This window comes from Streptomyces lydicamycinicus (genome assembly GCF_000829715.2).
In the GTDB taxonomy this organism is placed as follows: Bacteria; Actinomycetota; Actinomycetes; order Streptomycetales; family Streptomycetaceae; genus Streptomyces; species Streptomyces lydicamycinicus.
Genome location: NZ_BBNO01000004.1, coordinates 1 through 17,768 on the forward strand (window position 1 = coordinate 1; position 17,768 = coordinate 17,768).

Here is a 17,768-nt window from a genome sequence, read left to right on the forward strand (position 1 = left end):
ATCGTGCGGTCTCTGACGGACGGTGCCACCGGCCGGCAGTCGGCAACGGGGGACGGTCGGAGGGGATGTACCGGGGCCCGCCCGCAGGACCGGAGCAAACACCGGGGTGCTCAATCCCATGGACCCGCGTCGCCCGCGCCGAGGACGGGTCCCGGTGCGTCCCCTCCGGCCCCCGCGGCAACCACAGACCCCGCAACGACGCCAGCCACCACGGCGCCGCACCGAACGACGTACGGCGCCCCCTGAGGGGCGCGGGGAACCGCGCGCCCAGCCACAACCCACCCGCAGACAAAAAACGCCGCCCCGGCCACTGTCAGTGGCCCCCGGCATCATGGACCCATGCGCGCAGCCCGGCTGATCAAGATGGTGTTGCTGCTCCAGGCACGGCCGTCGATGACGGCGGCCGAACTGGCGCGGGAGCTGGAGGTATCGGAGCGCACGGTCGCCCGCGACGTCCTCTCGCTGTCCGAGGCGGGCGTGCCCGTCTACGCGGACCGCGGCCGCGCGGGCGGCTACCGCCTCATCGGCGGCTACCGCACCCGCCTCACCGGCCTCGGCCGCAGCGAGGCAGAGGCGCTCTTCCTGTCCGGAGTGCCGTCCGCACTGCGTGAGATGGGGCTCGCGGACGCCGCGTCCGCGGCCCGGCTGAAGGTCTCCGCCGCCCTGCTGCCCGAGCTGCGGGATGCCGCGACGGGCGTCGCCCAGCGCTTCCATCTCGACGCCCCCGCCTGGTATCAGGAGCCCGAGACCCCCGCCCTGCTGCCCGAGATCGCCGACGCGGTCTGGGACGACCGCAGGATCACCGCCCGCTACCTCCGCAAGGACACCGAGGTGGAGCGGGAGTTGGAGCCGTACGGCCTCGTGCTGAAGGCGGGGGTCTGGTATCTGGCGGCGCGTACGCAGGGCGACTACCGCGTCTACCGGGTCGACCGGTTCACCGCCGTGGCGGTCGCGGAGCACCGCAGCGCCTCCGGGGCCGGGAACGCCAGGACCGAGGACGCCGGGACCGAGAACGCGGGCGAACGGTTCACCCGCGACGCATCCTTCGACCTCCCGGCGTTCTGGGCAGAGCGGGCATCGCAGTTCGCCCGGTCGATCCTCCGGGAGGAGGTCGTGCTGCGGCTCTCCGCAAGCGGCATCCGCCAGCTCCCGTACGTCACCGAACGCACCGCGGCCCGCGAAGCGATCGCCCGGGCGCAGTCCGAGGGCGGCCCCGACGAACAGGGCCGGCTGACCGTCACCCTCGCCGTGGAGTCCGCCGACGTCGCCTACGCCCAGCTGCTGGCGCTGGGCCCGGAGGGCGAAATACTCGCGCCCCCCGAGCTCCGCGCCCGCTTCACCGCGGCCGCCCACCGGACAGCCGCGCTGTACACATGACCGCTCGCGCCCCCAAAGGGACGCGGTGAACCGCGCGACCAGCCACGACGACACAGCCGCAGGCGCAGGCGCAACCGCAACCGCAACCGCAGGGCCAGCCGCAGGCGCATCCGCATGACGGCACAAGCGAAAACGGCGCGACCCGTCGAGGGGCCTAGCGGTAATCCGCCGCGCTCCCGTCCTTGCCCCCGAAGACCACCTCCTCGAAGTACCCGAACCCGTCGGGCCGGGAGCCGTCCGTGTCGGTGAAGCCGTACTCCTTCGCCAGCTGTCCGCTGGAGAGCGACTGCCCGCTCCAGCGCGCCTTGTCGGGGTCGGCGGCCAGCGCCCGCAGCCCGCGGGCGATCAGGGCCGGCGACTCGGCGATGGCGAAGTGCGGTTCCTGGGCCACCGCGTCGCGCCAGGTCTCCTCCGTCACCCCGAAGTGGTCCAGCATCTCCTCCGACCGCAGAAAGCCGGGGGTGAGCGAGACCGCCGTGCCGCCGTGTTCCCTGAGCTCGGCGGCGAGGCCGAAGGCGATGCGGTGCGGGGCGTTCTTGGTGAGGTCGAAGCAGAGGTTCTCGCGGTAGCGGCGGTTGAAGGTGGCGGTGCCGTCGGTGATTTCGACGACCAGGCCGCCGGGCCGCCGGATCAGCAGCGGCAGGGCGTAATGGCTGGTGATGATGTGGCTGTCGATGCCGAGCCGGAACATCCGCAGCCCGTTCTCCAGATCGAGGTCCCACAGCCTGGTGTCGAACTCGATCAGCCGGTCGCCGCCCCAGAGGCTGTTGACCAGCACGTCCAGCCGGCCCTGCTCCCGGTCGATGCGCTCGGTCAGCGCCTTGACCTGCGCGGTATCCAGATGGTCGGTCGGTACGGCGATGCCGGTGCCGCCCGCCGCGCTCACCAGCTCCGCGGTCTGCTCGATCGTCTCCGTGGGCCGGCCGACCTCGCTCGTCCGCTCCCGGGTGGTCCGGCCGGTCACATAGACCAGGGCACCGGCCCGCCCCAGCTCCACCGCCATGGCCCGGCCCGCGCCCCGGGTCGCCCCGGCGACCAGCGCCACCTGTCCCGCCAGTTCCTTCTCTCCGGTCACGTACGCCACTCCTCGCTGTCAGGTGCCTTGTCGTGCTGCACGGCGACCCTGACAGCGATACCCGACACCTTCTGTCCGGATTCCGCGGGCACTGCCCGGCAATCCGTCCACCGGCTACGGGTGCGGCGCCCGTACGCTCCCTCCGGCCCGCAGCCGCCCGGTGACCTCCGCCGGGGCGTCCGGCCCGGCCGGTGTGGCGAGGGTGTTCTCCTCGGCGGTGGCGCGGACACCGCCCGTGGCGTCGAGTCCGCCGACCCCCGGGCTGCCGGCCGCGAGCAGGTACCACTTCCCGGACTTCGCCTGCCAGTGGAGGTCCCCGACCACCTGGGGCCCGAAGCGGCTACAGGCGGCCGTGTTCCCGGCCCGTCCGGCGATCCGCCCGGGGTCGGCCGGGTGCGCGGCGGGCGGCAGGAACCGCAGCGTCACGCTGCCGGGCCCGCGCCAGGTGTCGGCGCGGGTGCACACCCAGGCTGCACTGCCACCGTCCTCCGGCAGCTGCTGCCGGGCGAACTCCCAGGTGTTGACGGCCCGTACGCCGGCGCCCCGCAGCGACCCGAGCGAGCAGGCCGTCCGGGCCCAGTTCCGCAGCGCGGGCGCACCGGTCGCCCCGGTCGGCACCCCGGCTGCGCCGGCGGACGGCGGGGGCCCGGAGGCGAGGTGGGCGGGGACGAGATCGTCGAGGTCGGCGACCAGAAAGGCGGTGTCCGGACCGGCTGCCACGATCCGCGTCGAGGGCCGCAACTGGGCCACCGGCCAGCGCCCGCAGCCGGCGCCCGTCGCGGGCGGCAGCGGGATGCGGTCGGTGACACCGTCGGGGGCGACATGCAGCCCGTGCGGCGGGGCGGCCGGGGTCAGCAGATCCCGCGTGGTGATCTCCGAGATCCACGGCGCGAGCAGATAGCGCATCCAGCCGTTGCCGCGCCCGATCACCAGCGCGGCACCGGTCGTCAGATCCGCGGCGTCGACCCGGGCGAAGTGCAGGGTGGGCGTGGCGTCTTCGGGCTCGGCGTAGCGGACCAGGCGCTCCCCGTCGTGCAGGACCACCACCATGACGTTGTCGATCAGTCCCGCGTACAGCAGCTGCGGCGGATGGTCCGGCGGCCGGGTGGAGGTGTCCGCGGCCGCCCTGATCCGGGTGTCGGGGGGCGGCGCCGCCCAGACCCGCAGCGCCCGTGCCAGCAGTTTGCGGTCGCCGGCCTGCCGGCCGCGGACGGGCCAGGCGGTGAAGTCGATCCGGGCGGTGTCCGCCCACTGCTCGTTGGGGGTCCGCAGTAGCCGGTCCGGGTCCAGCGCCTGCTGCGCGGCGGACGGGGCCCGTCGGTCCGCCGTGCCGGGCCAGGTCCCGGCCACCGCCGCACCGATCGCGAGCACGGCCGCCACCGCGGCCACCAACCGCACCCGCTGCCGGCGGCGCAGCAGATCCGTCGGCCGGGTCTGCACCATGCACGGGTCGAACTCCCCCGAGCTCAGCAGGGCCGCCGCACCGGCCCCGGTCTCCAGGTCCAGCTGTGCGGCCGCCCGCTGCGCCGCGTCCGGTTCCTCGGCCCCGGCCCGCGCCAGCACCGCGCGCGCGGCGTCCTCGTCCAGACCTTCGAGATGCCACAGCCCGAGGGCGGCCCGCACCGCTGCCGGGACGGCGGACAGCGCCTGGTCCAGGGCGAGTTCATCGGCTCCGCCGGCCCGCGGGAACAGCCGCAGCCCCCAGACCAGGGGCAGCGCCGGCAGTACCCGGCCCGGCTGTCCCTCGTACGCCAGCGCCAGCCGCAGGGCCCGTTGGCGGACCAGGTCGTAGCCGGACTCGGGGGCCGGGCCGCGCTGCGCCGGCAGCCCGCCGTCCGGGCGGCGCAGCCGGGTCCGGGGCAGGGCGCGCTGGACCAGACCGTGTGCGGTCAGGACCCGGCGGTGGCGGCCCAGCGACGGGGGCAGTACGAGGTAGGTGAGGCGGACGAGCCGTGGATAGTGCTCGACGATGGCCGCCTCGGCCCGTTCGACATCGGCCCGGGTGCGTTCGTCCATGGGCATGGCCTGGAACAGCCCTTCGCGAAATGAGGGATATGCGGTCGTTGTCCGTTGCACGCCTTCCAACGAGTGATTCTTGGGACGGTCACAAGACGGATCACCGACCGGGGTGAGCGAGCCGCGGTCCGAACACCCCGTCACCCTTCCGGGCCGCCCGTCATCATTCCGGATAACGACCCCGTCGCATCCGGGGGACTCCGCATGCGACGGGCGCCGGCAGGGCAGATGCTGGAGCGGTGATGGACGAGACGGAGTTCTGGGAGCTGATCGACGCCTCCCGCGAGGCCGCTGAGGGCGATCCCGAGGAGCAGGCCGACGCACTGGTCGAGCGGCTGCTCGCGCTCGACCCGGACGCCGTCGTGGACTTCGCCCGCCACTTCGAGGCCCGCTACAACCGGGCGTACTCCTGGGATCTGTGGGCCGCCGCCTCGGTGATGCTGGGCGGCGCCAGCGATGACGCCTTCGACTACTTCCGCTGCTGGCTGATCGGCCAGGGCCGGGAGGTGTTCGAGGGCGGGCTGCACGACCCGGACCAGCTCGCCGAGCTGGTCGACGACTTCGACGAGTCGGTGGACGGGGACGCCGAGGAGCTGGGCTACGCGGCCGACGAGGCGTACGAGCAGATGACCGGCGGGGTGATGCCGGACCTGGAGCTGCCCCCGCCGCCCCGCGAACCGCTCGGCGCCTACCTCGACTTCGACGACGAGCGGACCATGGCGGAGCGCTTCCCCACCCTCTGGGACCGCTTCCGGCCGTAGCGCCTTTCGGGCCGGGGGGCGCGATCCGGCCCCGGGTGCCGCCACCGGCCCGCCGCTGCGGGCAGTATGGCCCCATGCGGATCGCGATCACCGGCTCGACCGGACTCATCGGCACGGCGCTCGTACGGTCCCTGCGCACGGACGGCCATGACGTCGTCCGGCTCGTACGGCGGGCGCCTTCGGCCGCCGACGAGGTGCGCTGGGACCCCGGGCGCCAGGAGATCGACACCGCCGGGCTGGCCGGCTGCGAGGCGGTGGTCCATCTGGCCGGCGCCGGCGTCGGCGACCACCGCTGGACGGCCGCCTACAAGCAGGAGATCCGCGACAGCCGGGTGCTGGGCACCCGCACCCTCGCCACGGCTCTCGCCGCCATGGACACCCCACCGCGGGTCCTCGTGTGCGGCAGCGCGATCGGCTACTACGGCGACACCGGCGACCGGCGCACGGACGAGAGCGCGCCGGCCGGCCACGGTTTCCTGCCGGAGGTCTGTGTGGCCTGGGAGGACGCCGCGAAACCGGCCCAGGACGCGGGGATCCGCACCGTCTTCGCGCGCACCGGCCTGGTCGTGGCGCGCGCGGGCGGCGCCTGGGGCCGGCTCTTCCCGGTCTTCCGGCTCGGCCTGGGCGGACGGCTCGGCGACGGCAGCCAGTACTGGAGCTTCATCTCCCTGGAGGACCACATCGCGGCGCTCCGCCATCTCCTCGACACCGGGGACCTGGCCGGGCCGGTCAACCTCACGGCCCCGGAACCGGTCACCAACCGCGAGGTCACCGCGGTGATGGGCAAGGTGCTGAACCGGCCCACGCTCTTCCCCGTCCCGGCGCCGGTGCTGCGGATCGCCCTCGGTGAGTTCGCCGGTGACGTACTGGGCAGCCAGCGGGTCATCCCGCGGCGGCTGCTGGACTCCGGGTTCACTTTCCGCCACCCCCGCATCATGGAAGCGGTCCGGGCGGCCGCCGCGTAGGGCCCGTCTTTCCGTCTGACGGGGCCCTCCCGGCGGGCTTGGCCAAGGGGCTCCGGACGCCCCTGGCACCGGGCCGCCCCTCTCTGGTGCCACCTCACACCCACGACTCGGCATCTCTCGCAGCTGTACCGGGCATGACACTCGGTGCCGCCATTTGGGACCGACCTCGGGAGGGGCAAGTGCTGCGCACCGCATCGGCCGTGGACGTCGTCATCGTGGGAGCCGGCCCGGCCGGTCTCGCCGCCGCCCGCCATCTGACCGGCGTAGGGGTGTCGGTCACCGTTCTGGAGGCCGCGCCACGGATCGGCGGCCGGTCCGTCACCGACCATCTCGACGGCTTCCGGCTGGACCGCTGCGGCCGGCCGCTGGCCGTCTCCGCCGCCGAGCTACGCCGTACGCCGGGGCTCGGCGAGCTGACCCTGCGTCCGTTCGCCCCCGGTCTGAGCCTCCACAACGGCCAGCGGGCACAGCGCATCAGCGCCCCCCGGAGCACCCGAGGCGCCCTTGCCGCGGCACGTGCCCTCTCCCGCGCCGACCGTCGTACGGAGCGCCGGACGGACCGTCAGGCGGGCCGCCAGACAGGCCGCCAGGTGGGCCGCCTCACCGACCGGCGGACCGCCCAGGACACGGACCGCCGTACGGACCGGAGCAGCGACCGGGCCGCCGTCACCGCCGTCACTCCCCCCGCCTCCGCCACCCACGCCCCGCCCGCCGACCGCCCGGTCCGCGACGTCCTGGCGGGCCGCCCCGCCTTCCCGCCGCGCGCCCATGACGCGCTGCTGCGGCCCCTGCTGGGCGCGCTGCTGTGCGATCCGCAGCTGGGCGGCTCCAGCCGGGGTGCCGCGGCGGCGCTGCGCGCCTACGCGGAGGGCCGGCTGTGGCTGCCGGCCGGCGGCGCCGCGGCCGTCCCCGAACTGCTCGCCGCCGCGCTGCCACCCGGCACGGTCCGTACGTCCGTGCAGGTCACCGCCGTCTCCACCACCGGCGTCAGCACCGCGGAGCACGGCCATATCCCGTGCCGGGCGGTGCTGGTGGCGACCGGCGCGCGGGAGGCGGCCGAGCTGCTGCCGGGACTGCGGGTGCCCGCCTTCCACCCGGTGACCGTCCTGCACCACTCCGCGGCGGTGGCCCCTGGCAGCCGCGGCGCGGCGGCGCGTGACACGACGCTGATCCTGCCGACGGACGGCCCGGTCGCGTACACCTACGCCGCCGGCGCGATCGACCCGTCCCGTACGCCGCCGGGACGGTCCCTGATCACCACGGCCGTGCTCGGCGCCGCGGCGGCGCTGCCGCTGTCCCTCCTTGAGCGGACGGTCCGGCCCCACCTCGACCGGATCTACGGCGCGCACACCGAGGACCGGCAGCTGCTGACCGCCCATCACACCCCGTACGCCGTGCCCGCGATGCCCGCCCCGTACGACCCGGAGCGCACGGTGCGGGTGCTCGCCGGGCTCTATGTGTGCGGCGACCACCGCGACACCAGCACGCTCCAGGGCGCCCTGAACTCGGGACGGCGCGCGGCCCGCGCCGTCCTCCAGGACTTCGGCCTGCCCGGCCTCACGACGGAACCGGACACCTTGCCCACGGCGGCCTGACCCCCGGGGCCGGGCCCGGGTCACCCCAGCGCCGCCACCCGCTCCTGGTACCCCCGGACCGCCGCCGCGTCCCGGTACGGCTCCAGGCGGCGCTCGAACTCCCGGACGTACTCGTGGGCCCGTACGGACCGCATCTCGGAGGCCTGGAGCGCCGCCTCGGCACCCAGCGTGCAGGCCTGCTCCAGCTCGCCCAGGCCCAGCCGCGCGGTCGCCAGCACCACCCGGCAGAAGAGCCGGCTGCGGGCGAAGCCGGCCGCCCGCAGCTGGAGGGAGCGTTCGGCGTGCTGGGAGGCCGCGCGGTACTGCTGGAGATCGCGGTGGCAGTGCGCGAGTTCGTCGGCGAGCTGCGCCTCGTCGAAGAAGCGCGCCCAGTACGGGGTGTCGTCGCCGGGACGGACGGTCTCCAGCGCCCGCTCGGCACGGGCCAGCGCCGCGGTGCAGGCCCGGACCTCGCCCAGCACACCGTGGCCGCGGGCCTCCGCGGAGTGCAGCAGCGCCTGCACCGTGGGCGGTGCGCTGCTGCCGATGCCCTGCTGGGCGACGCGCGCCAGCTGGACGGCCTCCCTGCCGTGCCCCAGATAGACGGCCTGCCGGCTCATCGTCACCAGGACGTAGGACCCGTACGCCCGGTCGCCGGCGGCCTGGGCCAGCCGCAGGGCCTGGACGAAGTACCGCTGCGCCAGCCCGTGGGCCGCGATGTCGTACGAGGTCCAGCCCGCGAGCCGGGTCAGATCGGCGGCGGCGGCGAACAACCGGCGGCCGGTGGCCTCGCCGTAGGTGCCGCGCAGCATCGGCTCGGCCTCGTGCTCCAGATAGCGCACCAGGGCCTGCCGGGCGTGGCCGCCGCCGTAGGCGTGGTCCAGCGCCCGGAACAGTTCGCCCACCGAGCGCAGCGCCGCGATGTCGCCGGAGGTGACCCGGGAGCCCTGGGTGCGGTCGACCCGGTCGTTGCGGCGCTGGCGCGGCACCGTGGCGGGGCGGCCGCCCTGTGCGGGCACCCGGCCCGCGCCCTCGGGAACGGGCTCGCCGCGGGCGACGCGCTCGTCGGCCCGTCCGATCAGCCAGTCCCGGCTGGGCACCACGAGCCCGGCGGGGGTGAAGGCGATCTTGCGGAGCTCGGCGTGGCTGCCGGAGTCCTTGCGCCACAGGCCGCTGACGATGTCCACCGCCTCGCTGGGGGTCGCGGCGAACTCCAGCCCGGCGTAGACCGGCGCACAGGCGTCCAGGCCGAGGTCCTGGGCGGACAGCCGGCGCCCCAGCCGGCGGGTGAACACCTCGGCGATCAGTGCGGGGGTGGTGCCTCTGGGCTGCTGGCCGCGCAGCCAGCGGGTCACCGATGTCTTGTCGTAGCGGAGGTCGAGGCCGTGCTCGATGCCGAGCTGATCGACGCGTCTGGCCAGCCCGGCATTGGAGAATCCGGCCTCGGCGATGAGCGCGGCCAGCTGGCGGTTGGGCGTGTGGTGCGGGGGTCGTTCCGTCATCAGCTTTACCGGTCTCCTGCCTTCCGGGCCGCACTGCCGGGTTCGGCGGACCCTGTCCGGCATGCTCAGCGCCCTTGTGGAACGGCGTGAATGTAACGGCCTTCGGCGGCCCGATCCTGGCCTGTGACCCGCGTTCATCCGATCGTGTGAGCAGGGACGTCCCGGTCAGGACACCCGGCCGCCTGCGGGGACCGGAGCCGGCGGCCGTACAGTGGCATGGGCGCGAAGTGGCATCAACGTTGCAGCGAAGTGCAACGAAGGTTCGAAGAGGAGCTGCCGTGACTGCGATCTCTCGGGGGGAGACCCCCGTACCCGAGGGGCTGCGCTTTGTGCATCTGGGCTTCGGCGCCGACGCCGTGGACTACGAATCCGCCTGGCAGGAGCAGCGCCGGGTGCACGCCGCCCGGTTCGCCGACGAGGTACCCGACACCTGTCTGCTGCTGGAACACCAGGCGGTCTACACCGCGGGGCGGCGGACGTCCGACGACGAGCGGCCGCTGGACGGGACCCCGGTCGTCGACGTGGACCGCGGCGGGAAGATCACCTGGCACGGGCCCGGGCAGCTGGTGGGTTACCCCATCCAGAAGTTGCCGCGTCCGGTTGACGTCGTGGCCCATGTCCGCCGCCTCGAAGACGCGCTGATCCGGGTCTGCGCCGAGTTCGGCGTCGAGGGCACCCGGGTCGAGGGCCGCAGCGGGGTGTGGGTGCTGGGCGACCCGGTCGAGGAGCGGGCGGCCCTGGGCGGGCTGAACCTCGACTTCGACCCGCGGCTCACGGACGAGCTGTTCGACCCGCGGCTGAACGGTCCGGAGTACGCGCCGTCCAACGCCGGCCAGCGCCGTGAGGACCGCAAGCTCGCCGCGATCGGCATCCGCGTCGCCAAGGGCGTCACGATGCACGGTTTCGCGCTGAACGTGAACCCGGACAACACCTCGTTCGACAAGATCGTGCCGTGCGGCATCCGGGACGCCGGCGTCGCCTCGCTGGCCAACGAGCTCGGCCGCGAGATCACCATCGCCGAGGTGCTGCCCGTGGCCGAGAAACATCTGCGGGACGTCCTGGAGGGCGCCGAACTGCTCCCCCGCGCGGTCTGAGGGGCAGGGGCGCCGGTCATGCACCCCGGAGACCCCAGGGAATGCACCCCCGCCATACGGGGTTGCACCGCACGTAAAGACGTGCGAATCAACGGGCGTACCCTGGTGTACGCCGAAGAAACGAAGTCGTAGGGAGCCGGTCGTGTCCGCAGTCGCACCCGACGGACGCAAGATGTTGCGCCTGGAGGTCCGGAACAGCCAGACCCCCATCGAGCGCAAGCCCGAGTGGATCAAGACCCGGGCGAAGATGGGTCCCGAGTACAACCACCTCCAGGGCCTGGTCAAGAGCGAGGGTCTGCACACGGTCTGCCAGGAGGCGGGCTGTCCCAACATCTTCGAATGCTGGGAGGACCGCGAGGCGACCTTCCTCATCGGTGGTGACCAGTGCACCCGCCGCTGTGACTTCTGCCAGATCGACACCGGCAAGCCGCAGGAGCTGGACCGCGACGAGCCCCGCCGGGTCGCCGAGTCCGTGCAGACCATGGGCCTGAAGTACGCCACGATCACCGGCGTCGCGCGCGACGACCTGGAGGACGGCGGCGCCTGGCTCTACGCCGAGACCGTCCGGCAGATCCACGCCTCGATGCCCGACACCGGCGTCGAGCTGCTGATCCCCGACTTCAACGCGGTCCCCGAGCAGCTCGCCGAGGTCTTCTCCTCCCGCCCGGAGGTGCTGGCCCACAACGTCGAGACGGTCCCGCGGATCTTCAAGCGGATCCGCCCCGGCTTCCGCTACGAGCGCTCGCTGGAGGTCATCTCCAAGTCCCGCGAGGCCGGTCTGGTCACCAAGTCGAACCTCATCCTGGGCATGGGCGAGGAGCGCGAGGAGATCAGCCAGGCGCTTCAGGACCTGCACGACGCGGGCTGCGAGCTGATCACGATCACCCAGTACCTGCGCCCGTCCGTGCGCCACCACCCCATCGAGCGCTGGGTCAAGCCCGCCGAGTTCGTGGAGCTGAAGGAAGAGGCCGAGGAGATCGGCTACGCGGGTGTCATGTCCGGCCCGCTGGTCCGCTCCTCCTACCGCGCCGGCCGCCTTTACCAGCAGGCCATGGAGCGGCGCGCGGCCGAGACGGCCAGTCAGGCGGTTTGACGCTCCCGGCGCGCCTTCTTGTGAAACGTGGCACATGCTGAGGACGCGGCCCGCACTCCCCCAGGACGGGGGGCGTGGGGGCCGCGTCAACGTTTCATTGGTGTTTGACCGGCAGGTCATCCGTTGGTAACACCTTTCGGTGACGATGGATGCACGCACCGCTCCCGCACCTACCCCTGCTTCTCCGAACAGATCAGAGGGAGTCACCCACCATGCAGGCCGCGCCGCTCCGCGCCACCACCACCCCCGCCCCCGCCCTCCCGCTCCCCTCGGTCACCGGCGCCCTGCGTGCCGTCGAGGCCGTGCTGATGCGTGGCGGCCAGCGCACCGCCCGTCGTAACGCCTGGACGTCGGTCCTGGAGGACCGCCGCCGCGCCAAGGACCGCCACGAGGCCGAGTACGTACTGGAGGCCGCGGCGACCCGCCGTCCCCAGGCCACGTAAACTTCGCTGTATGGCGAGGAAGGCAAACTCAGACGGCGCTGCCGGCGCTGAGAACACCGGGCGGCTGAAGCAGATCGCCCTGACCTACAAGATGACCCGTCGGGTCGACTCCAAGGTCGGTCTTGTCGTCGCTGGTGTAGGCATCGTCGTATTCGGCGTTCTCCTTGCCATCGGCTTCGCGATCGGCCACCCCATCTACGCGGGGATCCTGGGCTTCGTCCTGGCCTTCCTCGCGATGGCGATCGTCTTCGGGCGGCGCGCCGAGCGAGCTGCCTTCGGGCAGATGGAGGGCCAGCCCGGTGCGGCGGCCGCCGTGCTGGAGAACGTCGGCCGCGGCTGGACGGTCACCCCCGCGGTGGCCATGAACCGCAGCCAGGACGTGGTCCACCGCGCCGTCGGCAAGGCCGGCATCGTGCTGGTCGGCGAGGGCAACCCGAACCGGCTCCGGGGCCTGCTGGCCGCCGAGAAGAAGCGGATGGCGCGCACCGTCGCCGACGCCCCCGTCCACGACATCGTGGTGGGCGACGGCGAGGACCAGGTGCCGCTGAAGAAGCTCCGCACGACCCTGCTGAAGCTGCCGCGCGTGCTCCCCGGCGCCCAGGTCACCACCGTCAACGACCGGCTCCGTGCACTGGGCGACCTGATGAGCAACATGCCGGTCCCGAAGGGCCCCATGCCGAAGGGCATGCGGATGCCCAAGGGCGGCGGCAAGATGCGCTGACCGCCGTCAACGACCGGCCGGCCGCACGGGCGACCTGATCAGCAACATGCCGGTCCCCACGGGGCCGATGCCGGAGGGCATACGGATGCCCAAGGGCGACGGACCGACACCCGAACACGCGACGACGCCCCGGAGCCCTGAGCTCCGGGGCGTTTCGTATGGGGTGGGGGGTGCCTGGGGCGCGGGCGGTCGTCAACCGGCCCGCAGGTCGTCAGCCGGCCCGCGACTCCCGGACCGTCACAGACGGACCTGTACGGCGCGTGTGAGGCGATCGTGCAGCCCCCGGCCGTCCCGGTCCCACACCACCGCCGGGATGACCGCGACCAGCAGCACCGTGCGCAGCACGACCCGCGGCAGCGAGATCCGGCCACCGTCCTCGGAGATCACCCGCAGGCCCAGCAGCCGCTTGCCCGGTGTGAAGCCGACCGTGCCGACCGTCAGCACGCTGAGCACCGCGAAGACCACCAGCGCCCAGTTGCTCGCCGCCTGCGCCTTACCGCCGCTGAGCAGGCCGTACGCGATGAGCAGGCACAGCGCCCAGTCGATGAAGAGCGCGGCGAAGCGCCGCCCGGGGCGGGCGATCGAGCCCGGCCCCTCCTCCGGCAGCCCCAGCTGCTGCCCGCGGTATCCGAACTCGACACCCATGTCCTCGGCTGCCGCGCGGGGCCCGGAGATCCACGATCCGATTGCTCGCCTGTTGTCCACCCGACCACGGTACTGCGACCGCATACGTTCCCTTCGCGGAGGGCCTGTCGCGGTGCGGGCACGGCGAGCCGGGCCGACCGGGCGCGACGGGCGGCCCGGTAAGGGGCAGGACGGCTCGGCGGGCCACCGGCCGGGGTGGCGGCAGCGGCCGCCCGGAACATCCCTCTTTGGCGCACACTGGGAGGTAAGGGCGGCCGCCGCCGGTTAACCTCGGCGAAACAAATGGGTCATGCTTGGGAAATCCCGCCTGCCTATGGTCGGGCATCGCGCCACCGCACAGGGTCGCGTTCCGAGTAGCAATCCCGCGTCCGCCGACCGGTGACCGGGCTAGGAGGAGTTGGATGTTCCAGAACGGCGACGAGGCCAAGAAGTTCATCGCGGACGAAGACGTGAAGTTCATCGACGTCAGGTTCTGCGACCTGCCCGGTGTGATGCAGCACTTCACGATCCCGGCGAAGGCGTTCGACCCGGCCGAGGAACTCGCCTTCGACGGCTCCTCGATCCGCGGCTTCCAGGCCATCCACGAGTCCGACATGGCGCTGCGCGCGGACCTGTCGACGGCCCGTGTGGACCCGTTCCGCCGCGACAAGACCGTCAACATCAACTTCTTCATCCACGACCCGATCACGGGCGAGCAGTACAGCCGTGACCCGCGCAACATCGCCAAGAAGGCCGAGGCCTACCTCGCCTCCACCGGCATCGCGGACACCGCGTTCTTCGGTCCCGAGGCCGAGTTCTACGTCTTCGACAACGTCCGTTTCGAGACGAAGTCGAACGAGTCCTTCTACCACATCGACTCCGAGGCGGGTGCCTGGAACACCGGCTCGGAGGAGAACAACCGCGGCTACAAGGTCCGGTACAAGGGCGGCTACTTCCCGGCCCCGCCGGTCGACCACTTCGCCGACCTGCGTGCCGAGATCTCCCTGGAGCTGGAGGCGGCCGGCCTGGAGGTCGAGCGTCAGCACCACGAGGTCGGCACGGCCGGCCAGGCGGAGATCAACTACAAGTTCAACACGCTGCTCGCCGCCGCCGACGACCTGATGCTCTTCAAGTACATCGTGAAGAACGTCGCCTGGCGCAACGGCAAGTCCGCGACCTTCATGCCCAAGCCGATCTTCGGTGACAACGGCTCCGGCATGCACGTCCACCAGTCCCTGTGGCAGGGTGGCGCGCCCCTCTTCTACGACGAGCAGGGCTACGCGGGCCTCTCGGACACCGCCCGCTACTACATCGGCGGCATCCTCAAGCACGCCCCGTCGCTGCTGGCCTTCACCAACCCGACGGTGAACTCCTACCACCGCCTGGTCCCCGGCTTCGAGGCCCCGGTCAACCTGGTCTACTCCCAGCGCAACCGCTCCGCGGCCATGCGTATCCCGATCACGGGCTCGAACCCCAAGGCCAAGCGCGTCGAGTTCCGCGCCCCGGACCCGTCCTCGAACCCGTACCTCGCCTTCTCCGCCCTCCTCCTCGCGGGCCTGGACGGCGTCAAGAACAAGATCGAGCCGGCCGAGCCGATCGACAAGGACCTCTACGAGCTCGCCCCCGAGGAGCACGCGGGCGTCCCCCAGGTCCCGACCTCCCTCCCGGCCGTCCTCGACGCCCTCGAGGCCGACAACGAGTACCTCCAGCAGGGCGGCGTCTTCACCTCCGACCTGATCGAAACCTGGATCGACTACAAGCGCACCAACGAGATCGCCCCGATCCAGCTGCGTCCGCACCCGCATGAGTTCGAGCTTTACTACGACATCTGAGCCGCGGATTCCGCGCGAAGGCCGTCACCCCGCTCCGGGGTGGCGGCCTTCGCCGTGAGGGCCCCGGACGGGCGAGCAGGCTACGCCGCGGGCGGCTCCGGGATACGCCAGATGATGTGGAACCGCTCGGCGTCGGGAAGCCCGAGCGGGGCCACCGGGCTGGTCTGCTTACTTCCCCTCTGCGCCAATAGCCGTAAGCCCCTTCTCCGTAGGTCCGTAGACCTGGGTGTTGTCCGCCCAGAAGGCTACGGGGGAGGTCCAGGAGGCGGTGCTGCCGGCGAATTCGTAGGTCCAGCGGGCTTTTCCGGTTTCGGGGTCCAAGGCCCAGAGTTGGGAGTGGGCCCAGAGGTAGGTGGTGTCGGTGGTGGGCTGGAGGGCGAGGATGCCGGTGCGGAGCAGGGGGAGGGAGCCTGCCCAGTGGATGGCGCCGGTTTTGGCGTCGAAGGCGTGGAGGATGACGTGGCCCTGGAAGTCGGGGCCGGCGGCGTAGACGGTGGAGCCGTCCGGGGAGGCTGCCATGGCGTGGATGGTCACGTGGTCGGGAGACTGCCATGCCTTCTGGCCGTTCGTCGCGTCGATGGCGTAGAGACGGTCGGCCAGGTAGAGGAAGTAGCCGCCGGCGGAGCAGTGTGGGCCGTCGTGCCAGGAGACGGTGAAGAAGTCGGTCTCGTGACCGGAGGTCTGGCCGCCTCCTGGGGCGGGCTGTTGCCACTGCATCCTGCCGCGGTCGTGGACGTCCAGTCCGGCGAGCTTCGGGGCGCTCCGGTCGGGGTTGCTGGTGGTCCACAGCAGGCGGGTACCGGACGACGGGACCTTGAGCGAGACCTGGCTCATGGTCGTGTTCTTGAAGGTGGTCTCCCAGCGGAGCTTTCCGGTCGCCGGATTCACGGCCCAGATGAAGCTCTTCTCGGCGAACAGCTCCGCCCCCCTCGACAGATCGGAGCCCAGCTTCGAGAGTTCGGAGCGCAGCTTCGCCATGTCGTCGGGCAGGCGGCTCTTCGACATGGTGCCGGTGACGTAGACCGTGTCGTCCAGCATTCCCGGCACCCACGCGGTGGCCACACCGGTCCGCGGACTGCCGAGGGTCCAGGCGACCTTGCCGGTGTCGAGGTCCACGGCCCGCAGCACCGTGGCCGGTTCCGGCACCCAGCGCGACCGGCCCGGCATCTTCGTCTGTCCGATCGCGAACGCCCTGCCGTGGCCGACGGCGACGGGGCGGCCGCCCAGGCCGCCGACGGCCGGCGCGGCCGTGACGTTGGCCAGTGGACCCCACCGGGGGCGGCCCGCGCGGTCGAAGGCCCAGAGGTGCTTGCCGCTGACCGCGACGACCGTCCCGTCCGTGCCCGTCACCTGGGTCAGGGGTTCGGTGAGGGGCGCCGTCCACCGCGCGGTGGCGACGGTGCGGGTGGCGAGCGAGCGTGCGGGGTTCTTGAGGGAGGGGGAGGCCGTCTTGCCGCCGGTGCGGTTGTCCCGGAGCGACAGGGCGAGCGTGGTGCCGCCGCCGGCCAGTGCGACGGTTCCGCCGGCCAGGCCGAGGAGGAGCTTGCGGCGGCCGAGGAGGGGGGTGGGGGGCGGGAGCGCGTCCGGTAAGTCCGGCACCGGCCCGTACGGGGGTTCCGGGGCCCCCGGCGCGGGAGGCTGACCGGCGAGCGGGGAGGCGGGGCCGGGCAGGAGCTGGGTGGCCGCTGTCGGTGCGGCGCCGGCGGCGTCGGGCGGGGCGGGAAGGAGTTGGGTGGCCGCTGTCGATGCGGCGTCCGCGGCGTCGGGGAGGGCGGGCATACGCCGGGTCGGGCCCACTGCGGGCGGCCGGGCCGGTGCCATGACCGCGGATGCCTCTTCGATCGCGGTGATCAGGACCGGCGGCAGCCAGGCGCCCGGCGCCGCCAACTCCGCGTCCCGTTCGATGAATTCGATGACCTGACGCGGCGTCGGCCGGTCGGCGGCGTCCTTCGCGAGGCAGGCCGCGACCATCAGCCGCAGGCCGTCCGGGACCGTGGACAGGTCGGGCTCGTCGTACACCACCCGTTTCAGGACGTCCGGGACCCGGCCCTCGCCGAACGGGCTCGCCCCGGACGCGGCGAAGACGAGGGTGGCGCCGAGCGAGAACATATCGCTCGCCGAGGAGAGCGGCTCCCCGTTTCCCTGCTCGGGAGACATGTACGCGGGCGTGCCGAGGACCACGCCGGTGGTCGTCAGCGCCGTCCCCTCGGCGGCCCGGGCGATACCGAAGTCGATGACGTACGGCCCGTCGAGGGCCAGCAGGACGTTCGCGGGTTTCAGGTCCCGGTGCGTCAGCCGTGCGGCGTGGATGTTCACCAGGGCCTCGGCGATGCCGGCCGTCAGGGCCCGCAGCGCGGTCTCCGGGAGCGGGCCGCCGAGCTCCACCGCGCGGTGCAGGGAGATGCCCGGTACGAAGGCGGTCGCCATCCACGGCACGGCGGCGTCCGGGTCCGCGTCGACCACCGCGGCGGTGAAGGCGCCGGACGCGGCCCGCGCCGCTGACACCTCGGCGCGGAACCGGGCGCGGAACCCGGCGTCGCCGGCCAGTTCGGGGCGGATCAGCTTCACCGCGACCGTGCGGCCGCCGGCCGACCGCCCGAGGTAGACCGAGCCCATGCCGCCCGATCCCAGGCGGCCCAGCAGCGTGTAGGGGCCGACCCGGGGCGGGTCCGAGGGGTCCAACGGCTCCAT

General features: G+C 72.9%; 14 protein-coding genes. 9 read left to right on the forward strand and 5 right to left on the reverse strand.

The annotated features are described in order from the left end of the window. Nucleotides 1-339: 339 nt before the first annotated feature. Nucleotides 340-1,377, forward strand: coding sequence for a helix-turn-helix transcriptional regulator (locus TU31_RS13230; RefSeq protein ID WP_042153972.1), 1,038 nt, complete (start codon nucleotides 340-342; stop codon nucleotides 1,375-1,377). A gap of 154 nt (nucleotides 1,378-1,531) precedes the next feature. Here TU31_RS13230 and TU31_RS13235 read toward each other — a convergent pair whose 3' ends face one another. Together TU31_RS13235 and TU31_RS13240 are read right to left on the reverse strand one after the other, a co-directional pair. Then, nucleotides 1,532-2,452 (reverse strand): SDR family oxidoreductase, encoded by a 921-nt coding sequence (locus tag TU31_RS13235; RefSeq protein ID WP_042153974.1) that lies wholly within the window; start codon nucleotides 2,450-2,452, stop codon nucleotides 1,532-1,534. A gap of 114 nt (nucleotides 2,453-2,566) precedes the next feature. After that, the gene (locus tag TU31_RS13240) at nucleotides 2,567-4,468 is read right to left on the reverse strand and encodes a hypothetical protein (protein WP_078885822.1); all 1,902 of its coding nucleotides are present in this window, start codon (nucleotides 4,466-4,468) and stop codon (nucleotides 2,567-2,569) included. Nucleotides 4,469-4,710: 242 nt separating this feature from the next. Here TU31_RS13240 and TU31_RS13245 point away from each other — a divergent pair, with 242 nt between their 5' ends. The 3 genes from TU31_RS13245 to TU31_RS13255 all read left to right on the forward strand — a co-directional run bounded on the left by TU31_RS13245 (nucleotide 4,711) and on the right by TU31_RS13255 (nucleotide 7,789). Further along, entirely contained in the window at nucleotides 4,711-5,229 is a 519-nt protein-coding gene (locus tag TU31_RS13245; RefSeq protein ID WP_042153978.1) for a DUF4240 domain-containing protein, read from the forward strand. Between the two features lie 74 nt (nucleotides 5,230-5,303). Further along, entirely contained in the window at nucleotides 5,304-6,194 is an 891-nt protein-coding gene (locus TU31_RS13250; protein ID WP_042153979.1) for a TIGR01777 family oxidoreductase, read from the forward strand. 179 nt (nucleotides 6,195-6,373) lie between these two features. Beyond that, complete coding sequence (locus TU31_RS13255) at nucleotides 6,374-7,789, forward strand: FAD-dependent oxidoreductase (protein ID WP_042153982.1); 1,416 nt, start codon at nucleotides 6,374-6,376, stop codon at nucleotides 7,787-7,789. A gap of 20 nt (nucleotides 7,790-7,809) precedes the next feature. On the opposite strand, the gene TU31_RS13260 is transcribed toward TU31_RS13255, so the two are convergent. Continuing rightward, entirely contained in the window at nucleotides 7,810-9,270 is a 1,461-nt protein-coding gene (locus tag TU31_RS13260) for an NsdA family TPR-like regulatory protein (protein ID WP_042153984.1), read from the reverse strand. A 278-nt stretch (nucleotides 9,271-9,548) separates the two neighbouring features. Between TU31_RS13260 and lipB the strand changes: the two genes are divergently transcribed. The 4 genes from lipB to TU31_RS13280 all read left to right on the forward strand — a co-directional run bounded on the left by lipB (nucleotide 9,549) and on the right by TU31_RS13280 (nucleotide 12,621). Further along, nucleotides 9,549-10,364, forward strand: coding sequence for a lipoyl(octanoyl) transferase LipB (gene lipB, locus TU31_RS13265; protein ID WP_042153987.1), 816 nt, complete (start codon nucleotides 9,549-9,551; stop codon nucleotides 10,362-10,364). A 142-nt stretch (nucleotides 10,365-10,506) separates the two neighbouring features. Beyond that, nucleotides 10,507-11,457, forward strand: coding sequence for a lipoyl synthase (gene lipA, locus TU31_RS13270; RefSeq protein ID WP_042153990.1), 951 nt, complete (start codon nucleotides 10,507-10,509; stop codon nucleotides 11,455-11,457). Between the two features lie 212 nt (nucleotides 11,458-11,669). Then, the gene (locus TU31_RS13275) at nucleotides 11,670-11,900 is read left to right on the forward strand and encodes an SCO2195 family GlnR-regulated protein (RefSeq protein ID WP_042153991.1); all 231 of its coding nucleotides are present in this window, start codon (nucleotides 11,670-11,672) and stop codon (nucleotides 11,898-11,900) included. A gap of 10 nt (nucleotides 11,901-11,910) precedes the next feature. Beyond that, on the forward strand, nucleotides 11,911-12,621 hold the full coding sequence (locus TU31_RS13280) for a DUF4191 domain-containing protein (RefSeq protein WP_042153993.1): 711 nt from the start codon (nucleotides 11,911-11,913) through the stop codon (nucleotides 12,619-12,621). Between the two features lie 237 nt (nucleotides 12,622-12,858). Here the strand turns inward: TU31_RS13280 and TU31_RS13285 are convergent, their stop codons facing one another. Continuing rightward, nucleotides 12,859-13,326: an RDD family protein gene (locus TU31_RS13285; protein ID WP_181018597.1), complete on the reverse strand. Its 468-nt coding sequence runs from the start codon at nucleotides 13,324-13,326 to the stop codon at nucleotides 12,859-12,861. Nucleotides 13,327-13,667: 341 nt separating this feature from the next. Between TU31_RS13285 and glnA the strand changes: the two genes are divergently transcribed. Beyond that, on the forward strand, nucleotides 13,668-15,077 hold the full coding sequence (gene glnA, locus TU31_RS13290; RefSeq protein ID WP_042153996.1) for a type I glutamate--ammonia ligase: 1,410 nt from the start codon (nucleotides 13,668-13,670) through the stop codon (nucleotides 15,075-15,077). A 168-nt stretch (nucleotides 15,078-15,245) separates the two neighbouring features. On the opposite strand, the gene TU31_RS35925 is transcribed toward glnA, so the two are convergent. Then, nucleotides 15,246-17,768, reverse strand: coding sequence for a serine/threonine-protein kinase (locus TU31_RS35925; RefSeq protein ID WP_052718929.1), 2,523 nt, complete (start codon nucleotides 17,766-17,768; stop codon nucleotides 15,246-15,248).

What these genes read in the sequence shown, in the direction of transcription:
- glnA (WP_042153996.1), top strand. Translation starts at nt 13,668, where the DNA reads ATGTTCCAGAACGGCGACGAGGCCAAGAAGTTCATCGCGGACGAAGAC.
- TU31_RS13230 (WP_042153972.1), top strand. Translation starts at nt 340, where the DNA reads ATGCGCGCAGCCCGGCTGATCAAGATGGTGTTGCTGCTCCAGGCACGG.
- TU31_RS13250 (WP_042153979.1), top strand. Translation starts at nt 5,304, where the DNA reads ATGCGGATCGCGATCACCGGCTCGACCGGACTCATCGGCACGGCGCTC.
- TU31_RS13275 (WP_042153991.1), top strand. Translation starts at nt 11,670, where the DNA reads ATGCAGGCCGCGCCGCTCCGCGCCACCACCACCCCCGCCCCCGCCCTC.
- TU31_RS13280 (WP_042153993.1), top strand. Translation starts at nt 11,911, where the DNA reads ATGGCGAGGAAGGCAAACTCAGACGGCGCTGCCGGCGCTGAGAACACC.
- TU31_RS13245 (WP_042153978.1), top strand. Translation starts at nt 4,711, where the DNA reads ATGGACGAGACGGAGTTCTGGGAGCTGATCGACGCCTCCCGCGAGGCC.
- TU31_RS35925 (WP_052718929.1), bottom strand. Translation starts at nt 17,768, where the DNA reads ATGGAGCCGTTGGACCCCTCGGACCCGCCCCGGGTCGGCCCCTACACG.
- TU31_RS13240 (WP_078885822.1), bottom strand. Translation starts at nt 4,468, where the DNA reads ATGGACGAACGCACCCGGGCCGATGTCGAACGGGCCGAGGCGGCCATC.
- TU31_RS13260 (WP_042153984.1), bottom strand. Translation starts at nt 9,270, where the DNA reads ATGACGGAACGACCCCCGCACCACACGCCCAACCGCCAGCTGGCCGCG.